Raw genomic sequence first — 24,552 nt, 5'->3', positions numbered from 1 at the left:
TTGTGCAAAGATACAATTTTGCTTATAAACCAAAAAAAGTTGTATTGCTACAACTTTTAATTAAAGAAATTCCATTTCATACCTAATCTAAAAGTTAAATCGCGGTACGGATAAGTAGGCGCATTATAAAAATTATATCCTGTTAACATTGAATTGAAATGATCGATATTAATATAAATTTGAGCTGTCTTAATTTTTGCGTTTAAGAAAAAATCAAACACTGGAAAGTTACCTACTTTAACTTGATTTTGCACAATAAAATCGCCTAAAACCGGGTGGTATTCATTTGCAAAATACTTAGAATAATAATTTAAGGTAACACCGGTTTGAAAAAACAATGCCTTTTTAAAAGCAAAATTTTGATAATACAACGTATTTCTTGTAACAAGCTGTGGTACGTTTAAAACAGCATCGTTTTGTGCAACTTGTTGTAACATTAATGTATTTTGCAACCCCCAGTTTTTATAAGTAAATTCCTTTTCACCTTTTATCATAAAATAACTAATTGTTTTATTGTATTGTTTAGGTGTTACTAACAATTGCTGAAAACGTCCATTAGCATCTAACTGGGTTGCATTGTTACTAAAAAACAACTTATCGGTAAACAATTGGTAGGTTGCCTCTAAATTAATAAATGGAGTATTAATTTTAGCATTTATAGTGTTTGTTTTTTCGTTGTTAAAATTGTTTAACCAATTTAAACCTATATAGCCACTTTGAAAAAATTGGTAGGTATAATCGGGTATTTTGCTATCTAAATGATAATTGGCCTCAACACTATATTTTTCATCAATATTAAAAGCCGTATTTACTTTAAATTGAGTTAACGATTTACCAATAATAGACTGTTTAAAAGATGCGTCTGCAATGAATTTTGAAGTATTTAACACATACGAACCACCAAAAGTTAAAATATCATTTGTTAATTGATTGGGTATTTTATTTCCATTTGTATCAAAAACGATTGATTGGTATTGATGCTTTAAATTATAAACCGAAGCACTCACAGCGAATAAACCGATACTTTTTGAATCAAAAGCTAAATCAAAATTATTTTCTAAACGGGTATGGCGTACCTTATCATAAATACTTGTAGAAAAAGCAGCTCCAAAATACGGATTGTTACTATTATATGGATTTGAATTTGCTTGCTGAAAAGTATTTGTTATATATTCATACGTAAACTGATGTCTAATCAACGCTTTATTTGTTTGCGACTTATTCAATTGAAAGCTATGATCAAAAAAAGTTCTTAATCCTTTAAAAATGGTTTTACCATCTTCAAATTGTACACGAATAAACTCACGCTTATTAAAAGGATCATCAGAAGATTCAAATTGATTTGTCTGTACAATCCCTCCATTTTCTTCGTTATAAATATCTTGAAACGTTATATGATTCTTAAATTGATAACGTTTGTTCTTCGTAAAATAACTTGAACCAATTCGAAAATTCCCGTTTGATGTTAATTGATTAACGTATTTCCCCTGTGAACGCAAGCCACGATAACCTAAAAAAACATTAAACTGTTCAGAAATATTCATGGCAATTAACGCATCTAGATTTTGACCTTTGCCAGTTACACTTCTATATAGCAATTCAGACGTTGGTGTTGGAACGCTATAATAATCGATATCCGATGCGTTTAAATAGGAAAATCTACGCGCATTGAAACCAGCGTTTATTATGCTATTTACTTTAATAAAATTAGGCTTTAAAGCCTGAAATGTTTGTCCATCATTACTATACTGTACCAAGCCAAACAAATCCTTACGCAAATAATTAAATGCATATTGCTTTTGAATGGTTAATGTGGTATCTATTGAACGTGTACCTTTAATTTCATTAAATATTTTATACTGAGAAATTGGTGCAACGGTATCACCTGTTTTGGTAATCAGTCGCTTAATTTTTAAAGAATCACTATTAAAAGAATTAACCGATGAAAAACGATCTACAGAATTAATAGCATTATTTTTATTTAATAATGTACTGTTTGATTTAGTTTTTTTATCAATTTTTCGAACCTGTGCATTACAAGAAATAGAAAAAATAATAATAAAAGGTAAAAGAAAACGCATATTGCAAATTTTACACAAAAGTACATTTTTTTTAGTAAGATATATAACAAAAAAAAGAGATGCAATTGCATCTCTTTTTATATTTAAAATACTAATTTAAAAATTAATAATTAGGATTTTGAACCATGTTTGGATTTGAAACCATTTCCGATCTTGGAATTGGCATCGTTAACTTATGGCTATTAGGCGCTAATGAACAAGCATTTGTAGCAGCACAATCTTGTGCATCACGCACAAAACCAGCAGAACCAGCACGAACACCAATACGTTTCATATCTAAGTAACGGTAGCCTTCAAAAGCAAACTCAACTCTACGTTCTTCTAAAATACGAGCAAAAGCAGCTTGTTGAGTAGAGAAGTTTGTTGGCATAGATACCGGATTACCGTCATTATTGAAGTTTCTATTAACACGTATGTTATAAATAATAGACTCAACATTTGAATAATCGCCCATTGCTACCGTACCTGTTAAAGCACCTTCCGCAGCACGTTTTTCAGCTAATGACAATAACATATCAGTAAAACGGAACATCCAAAGGCTGTTCATTAATTTACGATTTGTAATACCTGTATATTTACCAATTAATAAAACATCGTTTTCACGGTATTGATCTTGAGATAATGACGCATAATTAGTAGCTACCATTGAAGTATTAAATACATTTACAACATAGCGTACATCTGCACGATCATTACTAAATGCAGTACCTTGTTTTAAAGGCTCTAATTTATCTAATTCATTATATAATGAACGACCAATTTCCATATACGGAGCTTCACCTACTTCAGTTGGGTACCAAGCAGCTGCAACTCCAGATTGAACACCACCATCAGTTGATACTCTATTCAATTTAAAAATTCCTTCAGAAAAATCTGCAGTACTAGCACTTTCTCCAAACATAGATAAATATGTATCAAAAGTAGCTACTGATTTATTTAAAGCAATTTCATTAAAAGCAGTTTCTAACTTAGCATATGCAGCTGGTGTTTGTAACATTGAGTACATTTTTACCAATATAGCATCTAACATTTCATTAGAAGCGTAACCAGTACCTGAACCTACTGTACTTACCATACCACCTAACGATTTAGCAGTTTGAATATCACTTTCAATGAAAGCAACAATTTCAGCAACTGTTGAACGTTTCTCATAACGTTTGTAATTGTCAGTTTGTAAAAAGTCAAACTTAATTACCGATAAACCACTTGGATTTGTATAATCTGGCGTAAAATAAGCAAACAATTTATAATGTGAGTATGCTCTTAAAGCTAAAGCGTGTGCTTTATGTTGCTTTAAAGTAGTAATTGTAGCAGCATCAGATGTTTGAGAAATCATTTCATCGATACGGCTAATAATTCTATTTACACGGTTAACTACACCATAGTAACTACCCCAAAGTGCTTCAGCGTCATCGTTACCAGCTTGTAATATAAACGTATAGCTACCATCGTTAATACCTTGACCTGCGTTACCAATACCAACACCTAATTCATCAGTAAAAAATGAATCGAAACTTATTTCAGTTTCACCAGGAAATTGTGAATAGATATAACGCAAACCTTTATCAACATCTTCAGGAGTTCTAAAAACTTGACTTTCTTGAGTCACAACTCCCTTTTGGTCGATATCATATGCATCTGAACATCCGGTTAAAACAACCGAAGCGAACAATGCTGTTAAAAATATTTTCTTCATAGTTTTTTTAATTAAAATTGAACTTCTACACCAAATGAAATAGTTCTTGGAGTTGGATATTGACCAAAATCAATTGATCTTGAACTTTCAGCATCCCAACCTCTCCATTTTGTCCAAGTATGTAAATTTTCAGCTTGTCCGTAAACTCTTAATCCAGATAATTTCATAAAGTCAATATCTTTTTTCTTAAAGTTATAACCTAAAGTTAAATATCTTAATCTTACGTAAGATGCATCTTGTAAATAGAAATCAGAATCACCTGCATAAGAGAAGTTAGAACCTGTTAAAGCAGGGAAACGTGCATCTCTGTTTTGTGGAGTCCAGTAATCTCTTAAGTCGTTAGACAAGTTGTTTTGTTTAATAAATGTAGGGATTGTATAGAAATAGTAATCATTATCATATCTCCAAGCATCTAAAGCATATGTAAAGTCTGCAGTTACAAACCAACCTTTGTGCTCAAAATCTAAACCAAATCCACCTTGATAAACTGGCATAGAAGATTTATTTAACCATTTATAATCACCATCAGTAGGGTTTTCAGTTACACCACCGTCTTTACTACGGAACATCATATTTCCGTTATCTGGATTAATTCCTAAATACTCAGCCATAAAGAACTCACCAACCATGTGTCCTTCGCGGTAACCAGTTAAACCACCGCTCCAGAAAGTTCCATCTTCTGTAGGAATATCTAACACTGTATTTTTGTTGTATGCACCTACTAATCTTAATGTTAAACGAGTATCCTCATCACGGATGATATCACCAGCAATGTTTAATTCTACACCTTCGTTTTTCATTGAACCAAAATTTGCATTAATAGCAGATGATCCATTGATTGCAGAAATTGGTGTACTTAAATATAAATCATCCGTTTGTTTTCTATAAACATCTACACTACCTCTTAAACGGTCGTTCCATACACCAAAATCAACACCTACGTTAGCTTGTGTAATTACCTCCCATTGTAAAGTTCTGTTTGGTAAACCTGTAAGTGCTAAACCAGTTTCAGCGTTATAACCAACACCTGAACCGTAACGTGTATCATATAAATGAGCACCACCAAATAAACCAGTATTTGCGACATCTTGGTTACCCGCTGTACCGTAAGACCCTCTTAATTTTAATGTATTAAAAGCTGATTCTTCCATGAATTTTTCGTTATCGATATTCCAACGACCTGAAACTGACCAGAAAGTACCCCAACGATTGTCATCGATGAAACGGAAAGAAGCATCACGACGTACCGTAGCATCTAAACCAAAACGCTTGTCATAATCATAAGTAGCCGTTGCAAAATATGAGAATAAACCAGCATCACTTCTAGATAATGAAGCAGATGGCGCGTATAATTGATAGTTTTCTGCACTTCCAATCCAACCTGTGTAACCACCATCAGTCCAGAAAATTGGATCGAAACCGTCTTTACTAATACTACTTGATCTAAAGTGTGCTTTAACATATTCTAAGAATGCGCCTGCAGAAACTTTATGTTTTTCATTAAAAGTATTTTCGTAACGTAAGTTTGTATTTGTATTAAAAATCATACGACGTTCAAAAATATCTGTAACCGATCCACGGTAGTTTTGACCTGATGCTGCAAATAAATATTCGTTAAAAGCATCGTAACGTACCCAACTGTTTTGGTTGATTGTTTGGTAATCAACACCTGTTTGGTTTGATAATTTTAAATGATCGTTTAATTTATAACCAATGTTTCCATTAACCAATACTTTCATTTCGTCTTGACCAAAACCTGTAGTATTCATTTTGTCTAACAAGAATAAAGGCATCCCATTTGCAATACCAATTGTACCACCTAAATAACCGTTATACAAATCTAAACCATTTGTGTAGCTATTTGGTGTTAAATAAGGTAATGCTTGGAAAGCACCTAAGAAGTAGTTTTGGTTTACACCACTTGTACCTGCAGAATTCTCCATATTAGATTTAGAATAATTCGCATTGAAAGTAGTACCATAAGTTAATCTTCCTGAGCCATTTTTACCATCTAAATTAGTACGTATATTAAAACGTTTTAAATCGGTACCTTTTAAAGTTCCACCAAATTCTGAATAACCAACAGAAGTAAAAGTAGAAAGGTTTTTAGAACCAGCACCAAATGTTACAGTGTGAGACTGGCTAATTGCATCGTTAAAGAAAACGTCTGTCCATTTTGTATCAATTGCTTTTTGAGCATTTGTTAAATTAGAACCAATACCCGGGTAGAATGTTCTAGCTGTACGAACGAAATCATCATACTCAGCTGTATTCATTAAGTTGTATTGATTTTTTTGGATAGAAGAAACACCTGTTGTACCAATGTATCTAATACTTAAATCTGATTCAAAAGAACCTCTTTTAGTAGTAATTACAATTACACCATTTGCACCACGGTTACCATAAATTGCAGTTGCACCCGCATCTTTAAGAATGTCAACACGGTCAATTTCATTAGGGTTCAATGAACGGAAACGACTTGAAGACATTGGTACACCATCAATTACATACAAAGGCTCTGTATTACCATTGATAGAACCTAAACCTCGTAAAGTTACACGGCTGGTTGCACCTGGTTGCCCTGAACCTGTCATGATATTCAAACCAGGAACTTGTCCTTGTAATGTTTGAATAATTGAAGCGTTTGGACGTCCTTCAATAGTTTTAGAAGTTACAGAAGAAACTGATGTTGTACTTTCTTCTTTTGTAGTGGTTCTATAAGTATCCATTACAATTTCTGTCAATTCAGTAATGTCTTGTTCTACTAATGTTACATTTAACACGTTTGAATCTGAAACAGTAACTGTTGCAGGTTTAAAACCTTCGTAATTTACTTGGATTTTATCCCCTTTTTTTAAATTTAATGTATACTTACCATCAGTATCAGTATCGGTACCTAACTTTGTACCAACTAACATAACGGTTGCCCCTGGTATTGGGTCACCGTCTTGTGTTCTTACAACTCCAGTTACTTGCTTTTGTGCAAAACCTACTTGCATCATTAAAGCAAAGAACAGAGTTAAAAACCAAGTAAACTTTGATCTCATATTAATTTAATTTGAATTAGTTTAAGTACAAAACTAAACCTTTTTTATATAATAACAAATTTTTAACATACAAAAAAAGAGAATTGAACGAACAATTCTCTTAAAAATTTTCAAATATGTATTTTTTTATTTTTTAATAAACTTATAGCTTTGTTTTGCGTTGTTTTTCTCGATTGATAAAATATACGCACCTGAATTTAAACTTGAAACATCAATTGATGTATTGTTTGAATTTGTAAACTCTAAGTTTAAGTCTTTAACTTTTTTACCAGCTAGGTCAAATATCTGTACATTAGCTGCACCAATACTTGCTAAATCACCACTAATAGTAAGGTTTGTATCAACTGGGTTTGGATAAATAGTTAAATTATTCAACACCTGATTTTCTACTGAAACAGCTCCGTCTGTAACTGGCATTATTCCACCTGCTCCTGAAACTATTAATGAATAAGCTTGTCTACCCCCTTGTAAAGTACCTTTGTGCGTAACTATAATTTTGTAGTTTCCAGCAATTGCATTTTGTGGCTCAATTTTTTCAATATTATCACGTATGTTATCTACGTTACGAACAGCAATTTGCGATGATGTTGGAGCAACTGACCAACTGCGTGTTAAAGACCAAGGATAATACGTTTGGTTAGTATCTGTATTTACAAGACGCAAATCTAAATCGTTTACTAACTTTTTCAAATCTAAATCTGCTTGTGAAGTAACAGTACCTGCCGGGTCATTCCACGCAATTGTAACCACTAATGGTTCAGCAGCATTATAAGGAAAACTGTATTCAAAACCAGTTCCTTGTGTAATTTCAAATTCTTTAAACAAACTTGTACCCGCTAATGCTTCATCCATAATCTCTACACCTTTAGCTGCATCTATCAATCCCCAACCAAACATAAAATCTGGACCAGCAGCCGGACCTGTTTCACGAGCTGTATGCGCCATTAACGCACGCACTGAAGCCGATCTCATGTATTTTGTGAAAATTTGATTGTGGTACCCTTGCCATAAATTAAACACTCCTGTAACAGCAGGCGCCGCCATAGACGTTCCGTCTAGGGTTTCAACTGAAGATACACTTGTATTAGAAATTGATTTAACTCCTACTCCTTTTGCTGAAATATCTGGTTTTATTCTAAAATCATCGGTTGGACCATAGTTACTAAAACTTGAAATGAACGGAGGTACTCCGCCCACTGAAGTTACCGATGCTACTCCTGTGATACCAGCATAATCATCTGTCCCTTGTGTAGCCGCAACCACCACTACATTCTTAGCAGTTTTCTCATTACTTAATAAATCTTTTCCTGCAATTTTACCTGGGTTAAAATTATTATTTCTGTCGTTACCTGCTGAATGAACCATAGTATAATACGGAGCATTGTTTGCTAATAAATCTGCATCACGAGATTGCGCATTGTACTGTCCGAAAATAGAAACCGGCGCACCTGAACCTGCAAAATCTAAACCATATGAGTGGTTTGATACATAAATAGGATTTACTTGAGCAGTAGCAGCAGCTGTCATTTCAGCAGTATCATTCCCCCAGTTATACGCATATACCTGTGAGTCGTACGAAAAACCTAACGTTGTTGCATCTGTCCATAAACCACCAGCAACTGTACCAGCAACGTGAGCCGCATGTTCTATTGTACCGGTATTATTATCTTTAACAATATATCTACCTCCAGAAAAAGCTAAGTGATTGGGTAAACCAACACCACCATCCCAAACACCTACTTTCATACCTGCCCCAGTAATTCCGTTTGCATGTAACGATTTAGCATTTGCTGTTTGTAACGAACTTTTTGTTGCTGAATTATTTGTTGTAGTATAGTATTTTAATTTTCCTGTTTCCTGATCATATCCTACTAATGAAAAGTAACGACCTTCATTATATCCTGAAATAGGCATATTTTGCGCGCGCGCCATTTCAACCGCTTTATTGTAATTTGTTTCGTATTCTAAACTTTTTTCTTTTGCAAATTGAGTTAAGAATTCAATGTTTGTTGCATTACGTACGTAATCTGGCATTGGTTGATCTTGCGCATGTAGATTGTTTGACGCAGTAAGTGCCAACAAAGCCAAAAACAACTTGGTAATTTTATTTTTCATTTTTACTTAAATTATTTGTAATATGTTTACAATATCAAATTTATGTATTTTTGTTGTAATCTTTTCATTTTTATCAAATTATTACAATATTTAACATTTTGTTATGTTATTAAAAACTTATAGTAACTTAGAATTTGAAGTTGGCACAGACGAGGCTGGCCGTGGTTGTTTAGCTGGGCCAGTTACTGCTGCTGCTATACTAATCACCCCCACTTTAGAGAACGATTTAATTAACGATTCTAAAAAACTATCCATTCATTCAAGAAACAATTTAAGATCTTTTATTGAATCACACAGCAATTTATTTAGCATTGCACATGTATCCGAAACCGTTATTGACGAAATAAACATTTTAAACGCATCAATTAAAGCAATGCACCTAGCTATTTCGCAATTATCGTTTAAGCCCGATTTTATTATTGTTGACGGCAATAAGTTTAAACCGTACGATTCTATTCCGCACCAAACCATTGTTAAAGGTGATAGTAAATATTTGAGTATTGCTGCTGCATCTATTTTAGCAAAAACGTATCGCGATGAATACATGTTACGCTTGCACGAAGAATTTCCTATGTATGGTTGGGACAAAAACATGGGGTATCCAACTAAAAAACACCGCGAAGCTATTTTAGAATATGGCCCATGTAAATACCACCGAAAATCATTTAAATTATTACCTGAACAACTACGTTTAGATATTTGATATAATATAATAAGGAGTGAAATTTCACTCCTTATTATATTACTTAATAAATTCTGCTTCAAAAAGCTCTTTAAAATAATGTAGTATTTTTTGTTTTACTTCATCTTCATTTACATTTTCAACACCTAATTCTACATTTAACGAGGCAACTGCTTTACCTTTTATACCACACGGAATTATATGATCAAAATATCCTAAATTGGTATTTACGTTTAAAGCAAAACCGTGCATAGTAACCCAACGCGATGCACGCACACCCATAGCGCAAATTTTACGCGCAAATGGGGTACCAACATCTAACCAAACACCTGTTTCGCCTTCGCTACGTTCCCCTTTTAAACCGTAATCGGCTATGGTTTTAATAATTACTTCTTCTAAAAAGCGTAAATATTTATGAATATCGGTAAAAAAATTATCCAAATCTAAAATAGGATACCCAACCACTTGTCCTGGTCCGTGATAAGTAATATCGCCTCCGCGGTTTATTTTATAAAAGGTAGCTTCTTTGGCAGCTAATTGCTCGTTATTCAAAAGCAAATTTTGCAAATCACCACTTTTTCCTAATGTATAAACATGCGGATGTTCTACAAAAAGCAAGTAATTAGGAGTTTGCTGTATATTTGGTTCGTTTTTTCGGTTTTGTGATTTTAGGTCTAAAATACCCTGAAACAATGTTTCTTGATAATCCCATGTTTCTTTGTAATCTTTAAAACCTAAATCCTGAATTTGAACATTCTTATTCATCTCAATAAAATTTATTCAAATTTAAGCAAATTAAATAAACTAATGTCTTAAAAAATATTCAAAGAAATTAGCATCAAAAATTAAAAAATAATTAATTTTGCAGGTTAAATACAGAAATTTTAAATTTTATGCAACTTTCAGAACAAGAAATCATCAGAAGAGAAAAATTGAGCAAGTTACGTGAGCTTGGTATCAATCCTTATCCCGCTAATTTGTTTCCGGTAGATCATACATCGAAGCAGATCAAGGAAACTTTTGAAGAAGGTAAGAAGGTTGTAACTGCCGGTAGATTAATGAGTGTTCGCGATCAAGGAAAAGCTAGTTTTGCCGAAATTCAAGACCAAGAAGGCAGAATTCAATTGTATTTAAACCGTGATGTAATTTGTACTGAAGAAGACAAAACACTTTACAATACTGTTTTCAAAAAATTAACCGATTTAGGCGATTTTATTGGTGTTGAAGGAGAATTGTTTACAACACAAGTAGGTGCTAAATGTATTCGTGTTGAAAAATTCTCGATTTTATCTAAAACTTTACGCCCGTTACCGTTGCCAAAAACCGACGAACAAGGCAATGTTTTTGATGCATTTACCGATCCTGAATTACGTTACCGTATGCGTTATGTTGATTTAATTGTAAATCCACTTAACAAAGAAATTTTTATAAAACGCACCAAATTATACAATGCCATGCGTTCGTTTTTTAACGACCGCGGGTATTTAGAAGTTGACACACCCGTTTTACAATCTATTCCAGGTGGTGCTGCGGCGCGTCCGTTTATTACGCATCACAATGCGTTAGACATTCCTTTATACATGCGTATTGCTAACGAATTATATTTAAAACGTTTAATTGTTGGTGGTTTTGAAGGAGTATACGAATTTTCTAAAAACTTCCGTAACGAAGGGATGGACAGAACCCATAACCCTGAGTTTACCGCTATGGAAATATACGTAGCTTACAAAGACTATAATTGGATGATGGAATTTACTGAACAATTGTTAGAACATTGTGCAATTGCAGTAAACGGCACCAGCGAAGCAACTTTTGGCGAACATAAAATTAATTTTAAAGCACCTTATAAGCGTGTAACTATGCGCCAAGCTATTATTGATTTTACTGGTTTTGACATAGATGGAAAAACGGAAGACGAAATTCGCGAAGCTGCTAAAAACATGGGAATTGCTGTTGATGACACCATGGGTAAAGGCAAATTAATTGATGAGATTTTTGGCGAAAAATGTGAAGGTAATTACATACAGCCTACATTTATTACCGATTATCCAAAAGAAATGTCGCCTTTAACTAAAGAGCACCGCAACAATCCTGAATTAACAGAACGTTTTGAATTAATGGTTTGTGGTAAAGAAATAGCTAATTCATATTCTGAATTGAACGACCCTATTGATCAACGCGAACGTTTTGAAGAACAATTAAAATTATCTGAAAAAGGCGACGATGAAGCTGGTCAATTTATTGATGAAGACTTTTTACGTGCCTTAGAGTTTGGTATGCCTCCAACAGGTGGTTTAGGTATTGGTATGGACCGATTAATTATGTTTTTAACGAACAATCCTTCTATACAAGAAGTATTGTTTTTCCCGCAAATGCGACCAGAAAAAGCAGCACCAGCTTTCGAATTAAGCGATGACGAAAAAATAATTGTTGCTATTTTAGAGAAAAACGAAAATAAAATGCCTTTAACTACTTTAAAAGAACAAGCTGCATTAAGCGGTAAAAAGTGGGATAAAGCTATGAAAGCATTAACGCAATACAATTTAACGAAAGTTGTTACCGAAGACGAAACTAAGTTTGTAGAAATAAATGCATAGCATTTCATAAAAAACGGGGCTGTTACAAAGAACAGCCCCGTTTTTTTTATATTTTAATTTCTTATTTTACATTTAAAATAAAATAATTTTTCTTACCGCGTTGCAACAACACAAACTGATTGTTAATTAAATCGTTAGGTGATAAAGTAAAACCTTCTTGTACTTTTTCACGATTTACCGAAATTGAATTTTCAGTTAACGCACGGCGCGCTTCCCCATTCGATTTCATAAAACCTGATTTTGCGTTTAAAACCTCAACAATATCAATTCCTGCATTTAGATCTTCCATTGAAATTTCAGCTTGAGGCACTCCGTCAAAAACTTCTAAAAAGGTTTTAGCGTCTAAAGCTTTTAAATCATCAGCCGATGCATTTCCAAACAAAATACCCGATGCTTTTACAGCATTTTCATATTCGTCTTTAGAATGTACAAAAACAGTAACTTCTTCTGCCAAACGTTTTTGTAACACACGTAAATGCGGTGCTTGTTTGTGCTCTTCAATTAAAGCTTCTACAGTTTCTTTATCTAAAAAAGTAAAAATTTTAATGTATTTTTCAGCATCTTCGTCTGACGTGTTCAACCAAAACTGATAAAATTTGTAAACCGAAGTTTTGTCAGCAGTCAACCAAACATTACCCCCTTCAGATTTTCCAAATTTTGACCCATCGGCTTTAGTAATTAACGGACACGTCATAGCATACGCCTTAGAACGCTCTTCGTTATCAACATTCATACGGCGCACCAATTCAGTACCAGTTGTAATATTCCCCCATTGGTCGCTACCACCCATTTGCAGCAAACAGTTGTAGGTTTTATTTAAATGGTAAAAATCGTATCCTTGTATTAATTGATAGGTAAACTCGGTAAAACTCATACCTGCACCATCACTTTCAAAACGTTTTTTTACCGAATCTTTAGCCATCATGTAGTTAACGGTGATGCGTTTACCAACATCGCGCGCAAATGCTATGAACGAAAAATCTTTCATCCAATCGTAATTATTCACTAAAACGGGTGCATTTTCATCATTGGCATCAAAATCTAAAAAGCGTGATAACAAAGATTTAATACCATTCACGTTTTTGGTTAACGTTTCCTCGTCTAATAAATTTCGCTCGTCTGATTTTCCAGAAGGATCGCCAATCATACCTGTAGCACCACCTACTAAAGCAATTGGTTTGTGACCAAAATTGCGTAAATGGCGAAGTAAAATAATTGGCACTAAACTACCAATGTGTAATGAATCAGAGGTTGGATCGAAACCAATATATGCTGTAGTAGATTCTTTTAATAATTGTTCTTCGGTTCCGGGCATCATGTCGTGCACAAGGCCTCGCCAACGTAATTCTTCTACTAAATTCTTCATTTTTATTATTTTTAATGTGCAAATATACTACTTTCAGAAAAAAAAGAAAGCTACAAAAAATGCAGCTTACTATTTATTGTTGTTTTAAACGCGCCAAAGGAAAACTTTTTAATTGTACTTCGGGCGTTATATCATTTTTTTCGGGTTTTGATTTTTTTGCTTTATCTAATTGAACTTGTAATCGTTTTAAAACAGAATCGTAAATAGCTGTGTAGATTTCAGGATTTTTTTGATACCTTTTTTGTGCATTTACAAATTGCAAACTATCTAATCCGTACTTTTTTAAAATTGTTTGATAAGAAACAATGTGTTGTACCGAATCTCTACGGTTTGCAGTATTACGTGCACTTGAAGCTACAGTTAAATCATAAATCACATCGACCATTTTTTCTTGCGAAACCTTAAATTCATCTTTTTTAGAACAAGCTACAAGTGAAATAAAACACCAAAATAAAACTACTTTTTTCATAATTATCGGTTAAATAACAAGCGTTTTCCGTAACAATTTTCAGCAACAATTCCGTTCTCCATTGCTAAATTACCATTTAAAACTGTAGATACCACTTTTGTAGTAAATTCTTTCCCCTCTAAAGGTGACCAACCACATTTGTACAATACGTTTTCTTTAGTAACTGTCCATTTTTCTGCATTTAAATCAACTAAAGCTAAGTCTGCAAAAAAGCCTTCTTTTATAAAACCACGTTTTTCAATTTTAAAAAGAATTGCTGGGTTGTGCATCATTTTTTGAGCTACTTTTTCTAATGAAATTTTACCTTCTTTAGCAAATTCTAACATGGTAATTAAAGAATGTTGCACTAATGGCCCACCTGAAGGAGCTTGCGCATACTTTTGCGATTTTTCCTCTAATGTATGCGGTGCGTGATCGGTTGCAATAACATCAATACGATCATCTAACAATGCTTGCCAAATTTGCGCTCGGTCTGCTGCCGATTTTACAGCAGGATTCCATTTTATAAAATTACCTTTGGTGTTGTAATCTTCATCACTAAAAAGCAAGTGGTGTACACATACCTCGGCAGTAATTAATTTTTCTTCTAACGGAATATCGTTTCTAAACAAATCGGTTTCAATTCCCGTACTTATGTGAAAAACATGCAAACGTGCGCCTGTTTTCTTTGCCAATTCTATAGCTTTTGACGATGATTTGTAACAAGCTTGAGCGCTACGAATTATGGGATGTTGCGTTACAGGAATATCATCACCAAATTGTTCTTTTGCAGCCGCTAAATTTTCACGAATGGTTTGTTCGTCTTCGCAATGTACGGCAATTAACATTTTTGTTGATGAAAAAATTTTTTCTAAAACTGCTTCATTATCAACCAACATATTTCCTGTTGACGAGCCTAAAAACAACTTAATACCAGCTACATTTCTGGGATTTGTTTTTAAAATTTCCTCTAAATTATCGTTTGTACCACCCATCATAAAAGAAAAATTTGCATAAGATGTTTGTGCTGCAATTTGGTACTTTTCTTCTAAAATTTCTTGGGTAACAGCATTGGGTACAGTGTTAGGTTGTTCTATAAACGAAGTAACCCCACCTGCAATGGCAGCTTTAGATTCGGTTGCTATATTGCCTTTATGCGTTAAACCAGGTTCGCGAAAATGCACCTGATCATCAATAACTCCTGGAAAAATATGCAAGCCGGTAGCATCGATAACTTTATCGGCTTGGGTGGTTATTTGGGTATCTATTTTAGAAATTAGTTCGTTTTCGATAAGAATATCTGCTTTTAAAAGCGCTCCTTCGTTAACTATTGTTCCGTTTTTAATTAATATAGTACTCATTTACAAAGTATTAAATAGTTTTTTTAATCGTAATTGCAACACACCAAAAACAGCTTCTTTAATAATACTGCCCGACATTTTTGATTTTCCTTTGGTGCGGTCGGTAAAAATTATTGGCACTTCTACCAATTTAAAATTTCGAGAAAATGCGCGGTATTTCATTTCAATTTGAAAAGCGTAACCTACAAATTTTATTTTATCAAGATTAATTTGTTCTAAAACCGAATGATGGTAACAAATAAAACCTGCCGTGGTATCCATAACATTCATACGGGTTACAAAACGTACATATACCGATGCAAAATAGGAAAGCAACACCCTGCTAAGTGGCCAGTTAACAACGTTTACCCCTTTTACGTAACGCGAACCAATAGCAACATCGGCAACGTTTTGGCAAACATGTAACAATTGAACTAAATCATTTGGGTTGTGCGAAAAATCGGCATCCATTTCAAAAATATATTCGTAATGGTTTTTTAATGCCCATTTAAAACCAGCAACATAAGCAGTACCTAAACCGTTTTTCTTTAGTCGTTTTTTTAAAAAAATACGATTTGGAAATTCTTCAGCTAGTTGTAACACCTTTTCAGAAGTACCATCGGGCGAATTATCATCAACCACCAACACATCAATAGGTATTTGTAAGTGCATAACAGCCCTTAAAATATCTTCAATATTTTCTATTTCGTTAAACGTGGGTATTACAACTAGATTTTGCTTCATAAAATAATTATTGGCAAATGTACTTTTTTTTAAATGTAGTTTTCTTAATAAAATTAGAAGGTTTTTTTCGATATAAAATTACTAATTTTACTGCGTTTATGGAAATAGAATTTTTACAAAGAAACATTATCTCTTTAGATTGGGTAACTGCATTACTGGTAGTTGCCTTAACAGCTGTTGTTATTAACCGTTTAACTTTTCCTAATAGGTTTGACGATTTCATAAAATTAGCTTTTTCTAACAAATATTTATCTACATACCGCGATTCTAACAACATGAAAAGCGGTTTTACAATAAGCATGTTTTTTGTTCAAATGGTATCGTTAAGTTTATTTATACATTACATAATTAGCCTTAGCGGTTTTACTAATTTGGGATATTTTCCAGCATATTTACGCGTTTTAAGTATTTTGCTGTTTTTTGTTTTAGTAAAATATTTTTTAGAAAAAATTATTGCTGTTTGCTTTGATATGGAAGAATTTGCAGAACAATACAACCTTGTTAAAGTAAGTTACCGATCGTTTTTAGGATTAATACTTTTACCAATTGTTGCTATTTTTTACTACAATCACGTTTTGTTTGATTATTTTATATGGTACATATCGGGATTTTTTATACTTTTTAATATGGTTTTGTTCGTACTTTTATTAAAAAATTATCAAAAAACATTTAGTCCGTTTTTGTTTTATTTTATTTTGTATCTTTGCACCTTTGAAATAGCCCCCTATGTAATCTTATATCATTGGCTGGTTATTTCTAAGTCATAAAGCATAAAATTATATGAAAGTGAAATCAATTTTGGTGTCGCAACCAGAACCTAAAGTAGAAAACTCACCGTATTTTGACATTCAACAGAAATACAAAGTAAAAATTGACTTTAGACCTTTCATTCACGTTGAAGGTGTAAACGCCAAAGAAGTGCGTCAGCAAAAAATAGATCTGAACAATTTTGGTTCAATCATTCTTACAAGCAAAAACTCTGTAGATCACTACTTTAGAGTAGCAGAAGAAATGCGTTTCAAAGTTCCTGAAACTATGAAATACTTTTGCCAGTCTGAAGCTATTGCTTATTATTTACAGAAATATGTAGTTTACCGCAAACGTAAAATTTATGTTGGCCAAAAAGATTTTGCCGACTTATCTCCTTTGATTAAAAAATTTAAAGACGATAAATTTTTATTACCTGCATCGGATAAATTAAACGACGATGTACCACAAACACTTAACGATTTAGGTGTAAACTGGACACAAGGAATATTTTTTCGCACAGCAATGAGCGATTTATCTGATTTAGCAGATGTAAAATACGATGTTTTGTGCTTTTTTAGCCCAACAGGAATAAATTCATTGTTTAAAAACTTCCCTGATTTTGTTCAAGACACAACAAGAATTGGTGTTTTTGGAAGTACAACTAAAAAAGAAGCCGAAGAATTTGGTTTACGTGTAGATATTATGGCACCCACACCAGAAGCACCTTCAATGACTATGGCAATAGATCAATACCTTGCAAAGGTTAATAAATAATAGACAAAAACATCTTCATTCCGAAGATGTTTTTTTTTGCAATCTATCGAACAACAACATTTTGGCACGATTCATGAATAGTCTACTATAAACACAAACTATAACATCATGAAAAAAATAATTACTCTTTGTTTAATTGCCCTAAGTACATTAACTTTTGCCCAAGAAGCAGGAAAAAAAGGCGAATTATTAAAAAACGAAGCTTCGGTTACCGAAATGAAAAAACCGCAAGCTGTTAATCAAAACCGCCAAACAACAGTCCAACAAACAAACGGTAGGCCTGTGCAACCGCGAACCATCCAAAACGGTCGTCCACGTTATAATTGGCACCAGAACAACAGCTACGCCGAAGTTTTTTTAAGAATACCTGAATACGGCTATTTTACAGTTGAAATAGACGATCAAATTATAAGTTCTTCATCAGGTAAATACCGTTTTTTTGATTTACAATCAGGCAGAATGACGCTTGCTATTTATCAAGATGGATATTTAGTATATCGTACCGCATTAAACGTACGCAACAACACCCGTTTGGTACTAGATTATTTTAGCAACAAAGGATTGTTTTTGTTAGATTCGTACCGTGTACAAGGACAAATGTATGGTGTAAACGAATGGGACGATGTTTGGAACAACCCATACAACAACCAACCAAATTACAACAATCAGCCTGGTTACAACCAACAAAATAACGTAATGGACAACCGTTCTTTTAACAACTTTGTAGAAACTTTAAAAAAAACAGCAAGTTTTGATAATGATAAATTGGCTTTTATACAACAACAAGTACCTACGGCTATGTTTACAGCGCAACAAATAAAAATATTACTAGATACTTTTTCATTTGACGATAACCGATTAAAAGCAGGTAAATTATTATATGACTACTGTACAGACACTTATAATTTTTACACTGTTTATGAAAGTTTTGATTTTGACAGAAACCGAAAAGATTTAATGAATTACGTATCAAAAAGAAGATAAGAGAAGGCAACTTCTCTTTTTTTATGCTTTTAATTTAAAATTAAGTATGATTTCAGTAAATTTACACAGCTAAATAACAGTACAATAAAAATGATTGATTTTTTATATCAGGATTCATTTCCTATTCAAAAAGACGATACACAGTACCGCAAAATTTCATCAGATTACGTAAAAATTGAAAAATTAGGCGACAGAGAAATTTTAACTGTTGACCCAAAAGGATTGGAATTATTGGCAGAAACAGCCATGACCGACGTTTCGTTTATGCTACGCACATCGCATTTAGAAAAATTACGCGCTATTATTGATGATCCCGAAGCTACAGATAACGACCGTTTTGTAGCTTACAACTTGTTACAAAATGCTGCAGTAGCTGTTGGTGGCGAATTACCATCGTGCCAAGACACTGGAACAGCAATTGTAATGGCAAAAAAAGGCGAAAACGTATATACCGGTACTGATGATGCAGAAGCTTTATCAAAAGGTATTTTCAATACGTATATCAACAAAAACCTACGTTATTCTCAAATCGTTCCCATTTCAATGTTCGAAGAGAAAAACTCGGGGTCTAACCTTCCTGCACAAATTGATATTTATTCTAAAAAAGGAAATTCGTACGAATTTTTATTCCTTGCAAAAGGTGGCGGATCGGCAAATAAAACCTTTTTATATCAACAAACAAAATCGTTATTAAACGAAAAATCGTTAGAAGCGTTCATCAAAGCTAAAATCATGGATTTAGGAACGGCAGCTTGCCCTCCTTATCACTTGGCGTTGGTTATTGGCGGAACTTCTGCCGAAGCAACATTAGCTACCGTTAAAAAAGCATCTGCTGGTTATTACGACAATTTACCTACAACAGGGAACATGGCCGGACAAGCTTTTCGCGATTTAGAATGGGAAAAGCGCGTACAAAAAATATGTCAAGAATCAGGTGTTGGTGCGCAATTTGGCGGTAAATATTTAGTGCACGATGTTCGTGTAATTCGTTTGCCACGCCACGCAGCATCTTGCCCTGTTGGTTTAGGCGTTTCGTGTTCGGCTGATAGAAACATTAAAGGAAAAATTACTTCCGATGGTATTTTTGTGGAACAATTAGAAACAAATCCTGCAAGATTATTACCAGAAACAGCTCCGCATTTGGAAGAGCCTGTGCATATTGATTTAGATCAACCAATGCAAAACATTTTGGCCGAATTAACCAAACATCCAATCAAAACCCGATTAATGTTGAATGGAACCGTTATTGTTGCCCGCGATATTGCTCATGCAAAAATCAAGGAAATGTTAGATAACGGCGAACCAATGCCCGAATATTTTAAAAACCATCCTGTTTATTATGCAGGTCCGGCAAAAACACCAGAAGGAATGCCTTCAGGTTCATTTGGACCAACAACAGCAGGACGTATGGACAGTTACGTTGATCAGTTCCAAGCAGCGGGCGGATCAATGATTATGTTAGCAAAAGGAAACCGCTCACAGCAAGTTACCGATGCCTGTGCAAAACACGGCGGTTTTTATTTAGGATCAATCGGTGGACCGGCTGCAATTTTAGCAAAAGACAATATTTTAAGTGTTGAAGTGGTTGATTTTCCTGAATTGGGAATGGAAGCTGTGCGTAAAATTACAGTAAAAGATTTCCCAGCGTTTATAATTACCGACGATAAAGGAAACGATTTCTTTCAGAATTTGTAAATAGTTATAATTAATACGCTTTAAGCGATAAGCTCTATAAGGTTAATACTTTATAGAGCTTTTTTGTATTCCTTTACTCGAGTTTCATCACCCTGAACTTGTTTCAGGGTCTCAATAAACAATTCTATAAAGTAATTTTATTTTTACTATTTGTAAAATATTTTTTACATAATATAAAATTTTCATTACATTTGATTCAATCAATTTTTTAAACTGTATATTATGAAAAGTATTTATCTATTTCCGAACAAATTAAAAATTCCAGCATTGGTAATTTTTATCATATCTTCAATATTATTTATCCCTTCCTATGAAGACAATTTATTTGATATAAGCACAACGGTTTTTTCATTTTCTGCTGAATACCCATTTGGTCAACCAGTGTATTTTACAACACTAAACGATGAGATTTCAAGCGAAATTGTAACCACATTTTTTTTAATTAGCGGAATTATTCTTGCATTTTCTAAAGAAAAAATTGAAGATGAATTTATTCTATTAATTCGTTTTAAATCATTAGTTCAAGCTACGTATTTCACATATGCAATGACACTATTTTTGGTGTTATTTACATACGGACTTTCATTTATGTCATTAATATCGTTGCTTATTTTTTTTCATCTAATACTTTTAAACATCTTCTACTACACCAAATTATTCATCTATAAAAAACAATTCAGTTATGAAAACGAAGATTAAAGTATTTCGTGCCATTCATAACATCACGCAAGCAGAATTGGCAGAAAAATTAGGTGTAACTAGACAAACTATTAATGCAATCGAAGCCGGAAAATATGCTCCGTCCGTAGAACTGGCTTTGCGTATGTCTAAAATGTTCAATGTAACGGTAAACGAAATTTTTCTGTTAGATGACGAGTAGTTTTGTTATCTTTAATTCTCGTTTTTTATCATATTTTCATAAATATTAAATCATTCGACATGAATATTTTCTATATAATTTTCACTTTAATGATTAGTTTTGGCTCCTATGGTCAATCGTTTAGTAAAAAACAAATTAAAAAAACCGAATGGTTTAGTGATAATAAAGACAGCGTCTTTTTCAAAAGGGATACAATAAAACTTATAAAATACACCCAAAAATCACAACAACAATTTAACAAATATGATATTCAATTTGATGAAAGTGAATACGATTATTTAGGTCATTTAGAGTATGTAACATTAAGTTTTAAGAAAGCTAGAAATTTTAGTTTTACTCAAAAAAATTGGAGCCAAAGTATTGGCTACGCTAAAGGTGTTCTATTTTGGAGTTATGATGATAAAAATTGCATTCTTTCGATTTATGAAAGAAAAAATTTAATACACAGATTTAAGGTTTTAAATTGGAACGAAATAGATCTTACTTCAAATAAAAACAAAAATGAAAAAATTAAATCCATAGAACTTACATTATTACGTCTTTAATAACAGCTGTTTTGTCCTCCTAACTATAAAAAGTCTATAAATCTGTGGTGAAAAAACAAATTACGCAATTAATAAATTTTGTTATCTTTAAATATCAAACTAAAAAACATGAAATTTATCTTAAAAACACTCAAATGGTTGCTTATAGTTTTGGTAACCTTAATTGCATTGCTTTATATTTTGGGCTACGGATATTTAGTTAAAGCAGTTCGTGTAACGTATTTAACCGGTCATAAAACTGCTTTTTTAAAAGATTACACCTATTTTAATAATCGCGAAATTAAAAATGGAACGGCGCAACCTTGGTACATTTCTAAAAATTACAATAAAATAGCGACTACTGATAAGCTTAACAAAACGCATAAAGAATTACAAACTACATCGTTCTTAATTATAAAAAACGACAGTATTTTTCATGAAAGTTATTTTGATATTGGCAAAGAAGACAGCAAAACCAACTCGTTTTCAATGGCGAAAAGCATTGTAACATCGGCATTAGGTAAAGCGATTGACTTAGGAATGATACAAAGTTTAGACACTAAAGTGATTGATTTTTTACCCGAACTAACGGGCAAATTCGCTAAAGAAGTAACCGTTGGCGATTTGGCAAGTATGGCATCGGGACAAAAATGGGATGAAAATTATTACGGACCAACATCAATTACCACACAAGCTTATTTTAAAACCGATTTACGAGCGTTGATGCTTAGTTTACCTATCGATAAAAAACCTGGACAGGAATTTATCTATCAAAGTGGCGATACGCAGCTATTGGCAATGGTTTTAGAAAAAGCTACTAAAATGACAATTGCAGATTTTGTGTCGAAATATTTCTGGAAACCTATGGGTATGGAACATGATGCATTGTGGCAAATAGACCAAAAAGATACAGGCATTGAAAAAGCCTATTGTTGTATTGCAAGTAACGCACGCGATTTTGCACGTTTTGGCAAACTTTATTTGCAAAATGGCAAATGGAACGGTAAACAAATAATATCATCTGCGTTTATACAAAAATCAATTAATCCACGATTTAAAAACAGTCCTCAATACGGTTATGGTTGGTGGTTATCAAACTACAAAAACAAACATATTTACTACATGCGCGGCCATTTGGGGCAGTTTACCATTGTTATTCCCGAAGATGAATTAATCATTGTGCGTTTAGGGCATATTAAAGGTTTGCAAACTACAACCGATCCACACAGTAACGATTTGTATGTTTATATTGATGAAGCTTATAACATGTTAAACCAACGCTAATGATTGATAAAATAATTTTACCCAACATTCTATTTTTAGATATTGAAACCGTGCCTCAAGAAGCTTTTTTTAACAATTTACCTAAAGAAACTCAAGATTTATTCGCAGATAAAACACAATACCAACGCAAAGAGGAAATTTCACCTGAAGCGTTTTATGATCGGGCAGGAATTTGGGCCGAATTTGGTAAAATTGTTTGTATTTCGGTTGGATATTTCACAATTAAAAATGCCGAACGTCAATTTAGAACTAAATCAATTATTGGCGATGAAAAACAGCTATTAGAAGATTTTAATGCGTTGATAAAAACACATTTTTCAAATCCAGCTTTTGTTTTTTGTGGTCATAATATTAAAGAATTTGATATACCGTATTTATGCAGAAGAATGTTAATTAACGGTATTAACATTCCTGAAAAATTACAACTTTTTGGAAGAAAACCTTGGGAAATTCCGCATTTAGACACGTTAGAATTATGGAAATTTGGCGATTATAAACATTATACTTCGCTAAAATTACTCACACATGTTTTGGGTATACCATCTCCTAAAGAAGATATCGATGGAAGTGAAGTGCGCAGCGTATATTACAATGAAAACAATATAGAACGTATTGCTAAATACTGCGAACGCGATGTAGTTGCCGTTGCACAAATTTTTCTTCGATTGCGCAACGAACCTATTTTGAGTGAACATGAAATTGTTTCGGTTTAACTCCTTAATAGGCCAAAGAAGCAAACAGATTACAAATAGAAATATTTTCGGATAAAAACAATAAAATGTTAAATATTAAAAATAATTTTCTTTTTAAAATAAAAAATTAGAATTTTGTACTAAATATTAAAATCAGTACTAAATAAAAAATGCAACAATTTATTAAACATACACGCAATTGTAAAATGTGGAAATTTTCCCGCAGAGGTTTTGTATGTACTAAATTGTAAACTTTTTTTACAATATATATAACTAAGTCCTCTGCATGTGCAGGGGATTTTTTTTTGTCCAATCAATTAATATTAAACTTTAAAACCAGTAATCATGAGCCAAGAACAAATTTCATTGTTAAGTTTTGTAAGTCAAAACCAATTACACATTAAAAGCAACGATTTACAATTATCAATAAATCAAAACAACACAAAAAAACAGTCAAACACCCATTTAGAGTATCTATTAGCGGGTTTGGCAACGTGTGTTAACAAAGTAGGACATGAAATTGCTGATGATTTAGGTATGCATTTAAAATCGATACAAATTGAAATTAAAGGCACAATAAACATCGCCTTACCAAATCATTTTGAAACCATTGACTTGGTTGTAAAACCAATTACAACGGCCGATTTAACAACTTTAAAATTTTGGATGGATGAAATTAAAGAACGTTGTCCTATTTACAATACACTTTTAAGCAGCACGCCAATAAACCTTGTTGTTACTAAAGATTACACGCAAAACGTAGCTTAATTTACGTTAACTTAAAGCAAAAATGCTTGTTAAATTTTAAGTTTGTTTTTACTACCTTTAATTTTTATAATTAAGGGTAGTTTTT

The 24,552-nt window shown here is 33.0% G+C and carries 21 protein-coding genes; 12 read left to right on the top strand and 9 right to left on the bottom strand.

All coding sequences use genetic code 11. The features are described from left to right. Positions 1-56: 56 nt before the first annotated feature. The 4 genes from P3875_RS11180 to P3875_RS11165 all read right to left on the bottom strand — a co-directional run bounded on the left by P3875_RS11180 (position 57) and on the right by P3875_RS11165 (position 8,939). Entirely contained in the window at positions 57-2,081 is a 2,025-nt protein-coding gene (locus P3875_RS11180) for a putative porin (RefSeq protein WP_303444047.1), read from the bottom strand. A gap of 103 nt (positions 2,082-2,184) precedes the next feature. Then, entirely contained in the window at positions 2,185-3,777 is a 1,593-nt protein-coding gene (locus P3875_RS11175; RefSeq protein WP_303444046.1) for a RagB/SusD family nutrient uptake outer membrane protein, read from the bottom strand. A gap of 11 nt (positions 3,778-3,788) precedes the next feature. After that, positions 3,789-6,824 (bottom strand): SusC/RagA family TonB-linked outer membrane protein, encoded by a 3,036-nt coding sequence (locus P3875_RS11170; RefSeq protein WP_303444045.1) that lies wholly within the window; start codon positions 6,822-6,824, stop codon positions 3,789-3,791. A gap of 126 nt (positions 6,825-6,950) precedes the next feature. Next, complete coding sequence (locus tag P3875_RS11165; RefSeq protein WP_303444043.1) at positions 6,951-8,939, bottom strand: S8/S53 family peptidase; 1,989 nt, start codon at positions 8,937-8,939, stop codon at positions 6,951-6,953. Positions 8,940-9,042: 103 nt separating this feature from the next. Between P3875_RS11165 and P3875_RS11160 the strand changes: the two genes are divergently transcribed. Next, the gene (locus P3875_RS11160; RefSeq protein WP_303444042.1) at positions 9,043-9,642 is read left to right on the top strand and encodes a ribonuclease HII; all 600 of its coding nucleotides are present in this window, start codon (positions 9,043-9,045) and stop codon (positions 9,640-9,642) included. Between the two features lie 39 nt (positions 9,643-9,681). On the opposite strand, the gene lipB is transcribed toward P3875_RS11160, so the two are convergent. Continuing rightward, positions 9,682-10,386 carry a lipoyl(octanoyl) transferase LipB gene (gene lipB / locus P3875_RS11155; protein WP_303444041.1) on the bottom strand — a complete coding sequence of 235 codons (705 nt, stop codon included), beginning with the start codon at positions 10,384-10,386 and terminating at the stop codon, positions 9,682-9,684. Positions 10,387-10,514: 128 nt separating this feature from the next. Here lipB and lysS point away from each other — a divergent pair, with 128 nt between their 5' ends. Then, a complete protein-coding gene (gene lysS, locus P3875_RS11150; RefSeq protein ID WP_303444040.1) occupies positions 10,515-12,218 on the top strand; it encodes a lysine--tRNA ligase in 1,704 nt (567 codons plus the stop codon). 61 nt (positions 12,219-12,279) lie between these two features. On the opposite strand, the gene tyrS is transcribed toward lysS, so the two are convergent. The 4 genes from tyrS to P3875_RS11130 all read right to left on the bottom strand — a co-directional run bounded on the left by tyrS (position 12,280) and on the right by P3875_RS11130 (position 16,116). Continuing rightward, complete coding sequence (gene tyrS, locus P3875_RS11145; protein ID WP_303444039.1) at positions 12,280-13,584, bottom strand: tyrosine--tRNA ligase; 1,305 nt, start codon at positions 13,582-13,584, stop codon at positions 12,280-12,282. 73 nt (positions 13,585-13,657) lie between these two features. Further along, positions 13,658-14,053, bottom strand: coding sequence for a DUF4296 domain-containing protein (locus tag P3875_RS11140; RefSeq protein ID WP_303444038.1), 396 nt, complete (start codon positions 14,051-14,053; stop codon positions 13,658-13,660). A 2-nt stretch (positions 14,054-14,055) separates the two neighbouring features. Further along, positions 14,056-15,393: a dihydroorotase gene (locus P3875_RS11135; protein ID WP_303444037.1), complete on the bottom strand. Its 1,338-nt coding sequence runs from the start codon at positions 15,391-15,393 to the stop codon at positions 14,056-14,058. Then, a complete protein-coding gene (locus tag P3875_RS11130) occupies positions 15,394-16,116 on the bottom strand; it encodes a polyprenol monophosphomannose synthase (protein ID WP_303444036.1) in 723 nt (240 codons plus the stop codon). A 17-nt stretch (positions 16,117-16,133) separates the two neighbouring features. On the opposite strand from P3875_RS11130, the gene P3875_RS11125 reads away from it, so the two are divergent. From P3875_RS11125 to P3875_RS11080, 10 genes are all read left to right on the top strand, one after another. After that, a complete protein-coding gene (locus P3875_RS11125) occupies positions 16,134-16,883 on the top strand; it encodes a DUF4271 domain-containing protein (RefSeq protein ID WP_303444035.1) in 750 nt (249 codons plus the stop codon). A gap of 13 nt (positions 16,884-16,896) precedes the next feature. Further along, positions 16,897-17,640 carry a uroporphyrinogen-III synthase gene (locus tag P3875_RS11120; protein ID WP_303444034.1) on the top strand — a complete coding sequence of 248 codons (744 nt, stop codon included), beginning with the start codon at positions 16,897-16,899 and terminating at the stop codon, positions 17,638-17,640. Positions 17,641-17,748: 108 nt separating this feature from the next. Beyond that, a complete protein-coding gene (locus tag P3875_RS11115) occupies positions 17,749-18,624 on the top strand; it encodes a DUF4476 domain-containing protein (protein WP_303444033.1) in 876 nt (291 codons plus the stop codon). A 93-nt stretch (positions 18,625-18,717) separates the two neighbouring features. Next, positions 18,718-20,319 carry a fumarate hydratase gene (locus tag P3875_RS11110; RefSeq protein WP_303445441.1) on the top strand — a complete coding sequence of 534 codons (1,602 nt, stop codon included), beginning with the start codon at positions 18,718-18,720 and terminating at the stop codon, positions 20,317-20,319. A gap of 222 nt (positions 20,320-20,541) precedes the next feature. Next, positions 20,542-21,018, top strand: a complete 477-nt coding sequence (locus P3875_RS11105) for a hypothetical protein (protein WP_303444032.1) — start codon at positions 20,542-20,544, stop codon at positions 21,016-21,018. Next, positions 21,002-21,199, top strand: coding sequence for a helix-turn-helix transcriptional regulator (locus tag P3875_RS11100; RefSeq protein ID WP_303444031.1), 198 nt, complete (start codon positions 21,002-21,004; stop codon positions 21,197-21,199). Before P3875_RS11105 ends, P3875_RS11100 begins: the two co-directional genes overlap by 17 nt. A 59-nt stretch (positions 21,200-21,258) precedes the next feature. Continuing rightward, complete coding sequence (locus tag P3875_RS11095; protein ID WP_303444030.1) at positions 21,259-21,744, top strand: hypothetical protein; 486 nt, start codon at positions 21,259-21,261, stop codon at positions 21,742-21,744. 108 nt (positions 21,745-21,852) lie between these two features. Further along, positions 21,853-23,007: a serine hydrolase domain-containing protein gene (locus P3875_RS11090; protein ID WP_303444029.1), complete on the top strand. Its 1,155-nt coding sequence runs from the start codon at positions 21,853-21,855 to the stop codon at positions 23,005-23,007. Further along, complete coding sequence (locus tag P3875_RS11085) at positions 23,007-23,720, top strand: 3'-5' exonuclease (protein ID WP_303444028.1); 714 nt, start codon at positions 23,007-23,009, stop codon at positions 23,718-23,720. Before P3875_RS11090 ends, P3875_RS11085 begins: the two co-directional genes overlap by 1 nt. Positions 23,721-24,044: 324 nt before the next feature. Further along, positions 24,045-24,467 (top strand): OsmC family protein, encoded by a 423-nt coding sequence (locus P3875_RS11080; RefSeq protein ID WP_303444027.1) that lies wholly within the window; start codon positions 24,045-24,047, stop codon positions 24,465-24,467. Positions 24,468-24,552: the final 85 nt, after the last annotated feature.

It is taken from the genome of Myroides sp. JBRI-B21084 (assembly GCF_030545015.1).
In the GTDB taxonomy this organism is placed as follows: Bacteria; Bacteroidota; Bacteroidia; order Flavobacteriales; family Flavobacteriaceae; genus Flavobacterium.
Note: the sequence above shows the minus strand (reverse complement) of the source record. Positions and strands in the feature narration are given on the sequence as shown.

Coding starts and splice junctions, on each gene's coding strand:
- P3875_RS11180 (WP_303444047.1), bottom strand. CDS start 2,081: ATGCGTTTTCTTTTACCTTTTATTATTATTTTTTCTATTTCTTGTAAT.
- P3875_RS11175 (WP_303444046.1), bottom strand. CDS start 3,777: ATGAAGAAAATATTTTTAACAGCATTGTTCGCTTCGGTTGTTTTAACC.
- P3875_RS11170 (WP_303444045.1), bottom strand. CDS start 6,824: ATGAGATCAAAGTTTACTTGGTTTTTAACTCTGTTCTTTGCTTTAATG.
- P3875_RS11165 (WP_303444043.1), bottom strand. CDS start 8,939: ATGAAAAATAAAATTACCAAGTTGTTTTTGGCTTTGTTGGCACTTACT.
- P3875_RS11160 (WP_303444042.1), top strand. CDS start 9,043: ATGTTATTAAAAACTTATAGTAACTTAGAATTTGAAGTTGGCACAGAC.
- lipB (WP_303444041.1), bottom strand. CDS start 10,386: ATGAATAAGAATGTTCAAATTCAGGATTTAGGTTTTAAAGATTACAAA.
- lysS (WP_303444040.1), top strand. CDS start 10,515: ATGCAACTTTCAGAACAAGAAATCATCAGAAGAGAAAAATTGAGCAAG.
- tyrS (WP_303444039.1), bottom strand. CDS start 13,584: ATGAAGAATTTAGTAGAAGAATTACGTTGGCGAGGCCTTGTGCACGAC.
- P3875_RS11140 (WP_303444038.1), bottom strand. CDS start 14,053: ATGAAAAAAGTAGTTTTATTTTGGTGTTTTATTTCACTTGTAGCTTGT.
- P3875_RS11135 (WP_303444037.1), bottom strand. CDS start 15,393: ATGAGTACTATATTAATTAAAAACGGAACAATAGTTAACGAAGGAGCG.
- P3875_RS11130 (WP_303444036.1), bottom strand. CDS start 16,116: ATGAAGCAAAATCTAGTTGTAATACCCACGTTTAACGAAATAGAAAAT.
- P3875_RS11125 (WP_303444035.1), top strand. CDS start 16,134: ATGTACTTTTTTTTAAATGTAGTTTTCTTAATAAAATTAGAAGGTTTT.
- P3875_RS11120 (WP_303444034.1), top strand. CDS start 16,897: ATGAAAGTGAAATCAATTTTGGTGTCGCAACCAGAACCTAAAGTAGAA.
- P3875_RS11115 (WP_303444033.1), top strand. CDS start 17,749: ATGAAAAAAATAATTACTCTTTGTTTAATTGCCCTAAGTACATTAACT.
- P3875_RS11105 (WP_303444032.1), top strand. CDS start 20,542: ATGAAAAGTATTTATCTATTTCCGAACAAATTAAAAATTCCAGCATTG.
- P3875_RS11100 (WP_303444031.1), top strand. CDS start 21,002: ATGAAAACGAAGATTAAAGTATTTCGTGCCATTCATAACATCACGCAA.
- P3875_RS11095 (WP_303444030.1), top strand. CDS start 21,259: ATGAATATTTTCTATATAATTTTCACTTTAATGATTAGTTTTGGCTCC.
- P3875_RS11090 (WP_303444029.1), top strand. CDS start 21,853: ATGAAATTTATCTTAAAAACACTCAAATGGTTGCTTATAGTTTTGGTA.
- P3875_RS11085 (WP_303444028.1), top strand. CDS start 23,007: ATGATTGATAAAATAATTTTACCCAACATTCTATTTTTAGATATTGAA.
- P3875_RS11080 (WP_303444027.1), top strand. CDS start 24,045: ATGAGCCAAGAACAAATTTCATTGTTAAGTTTTGTAAGTCAAAACCAA.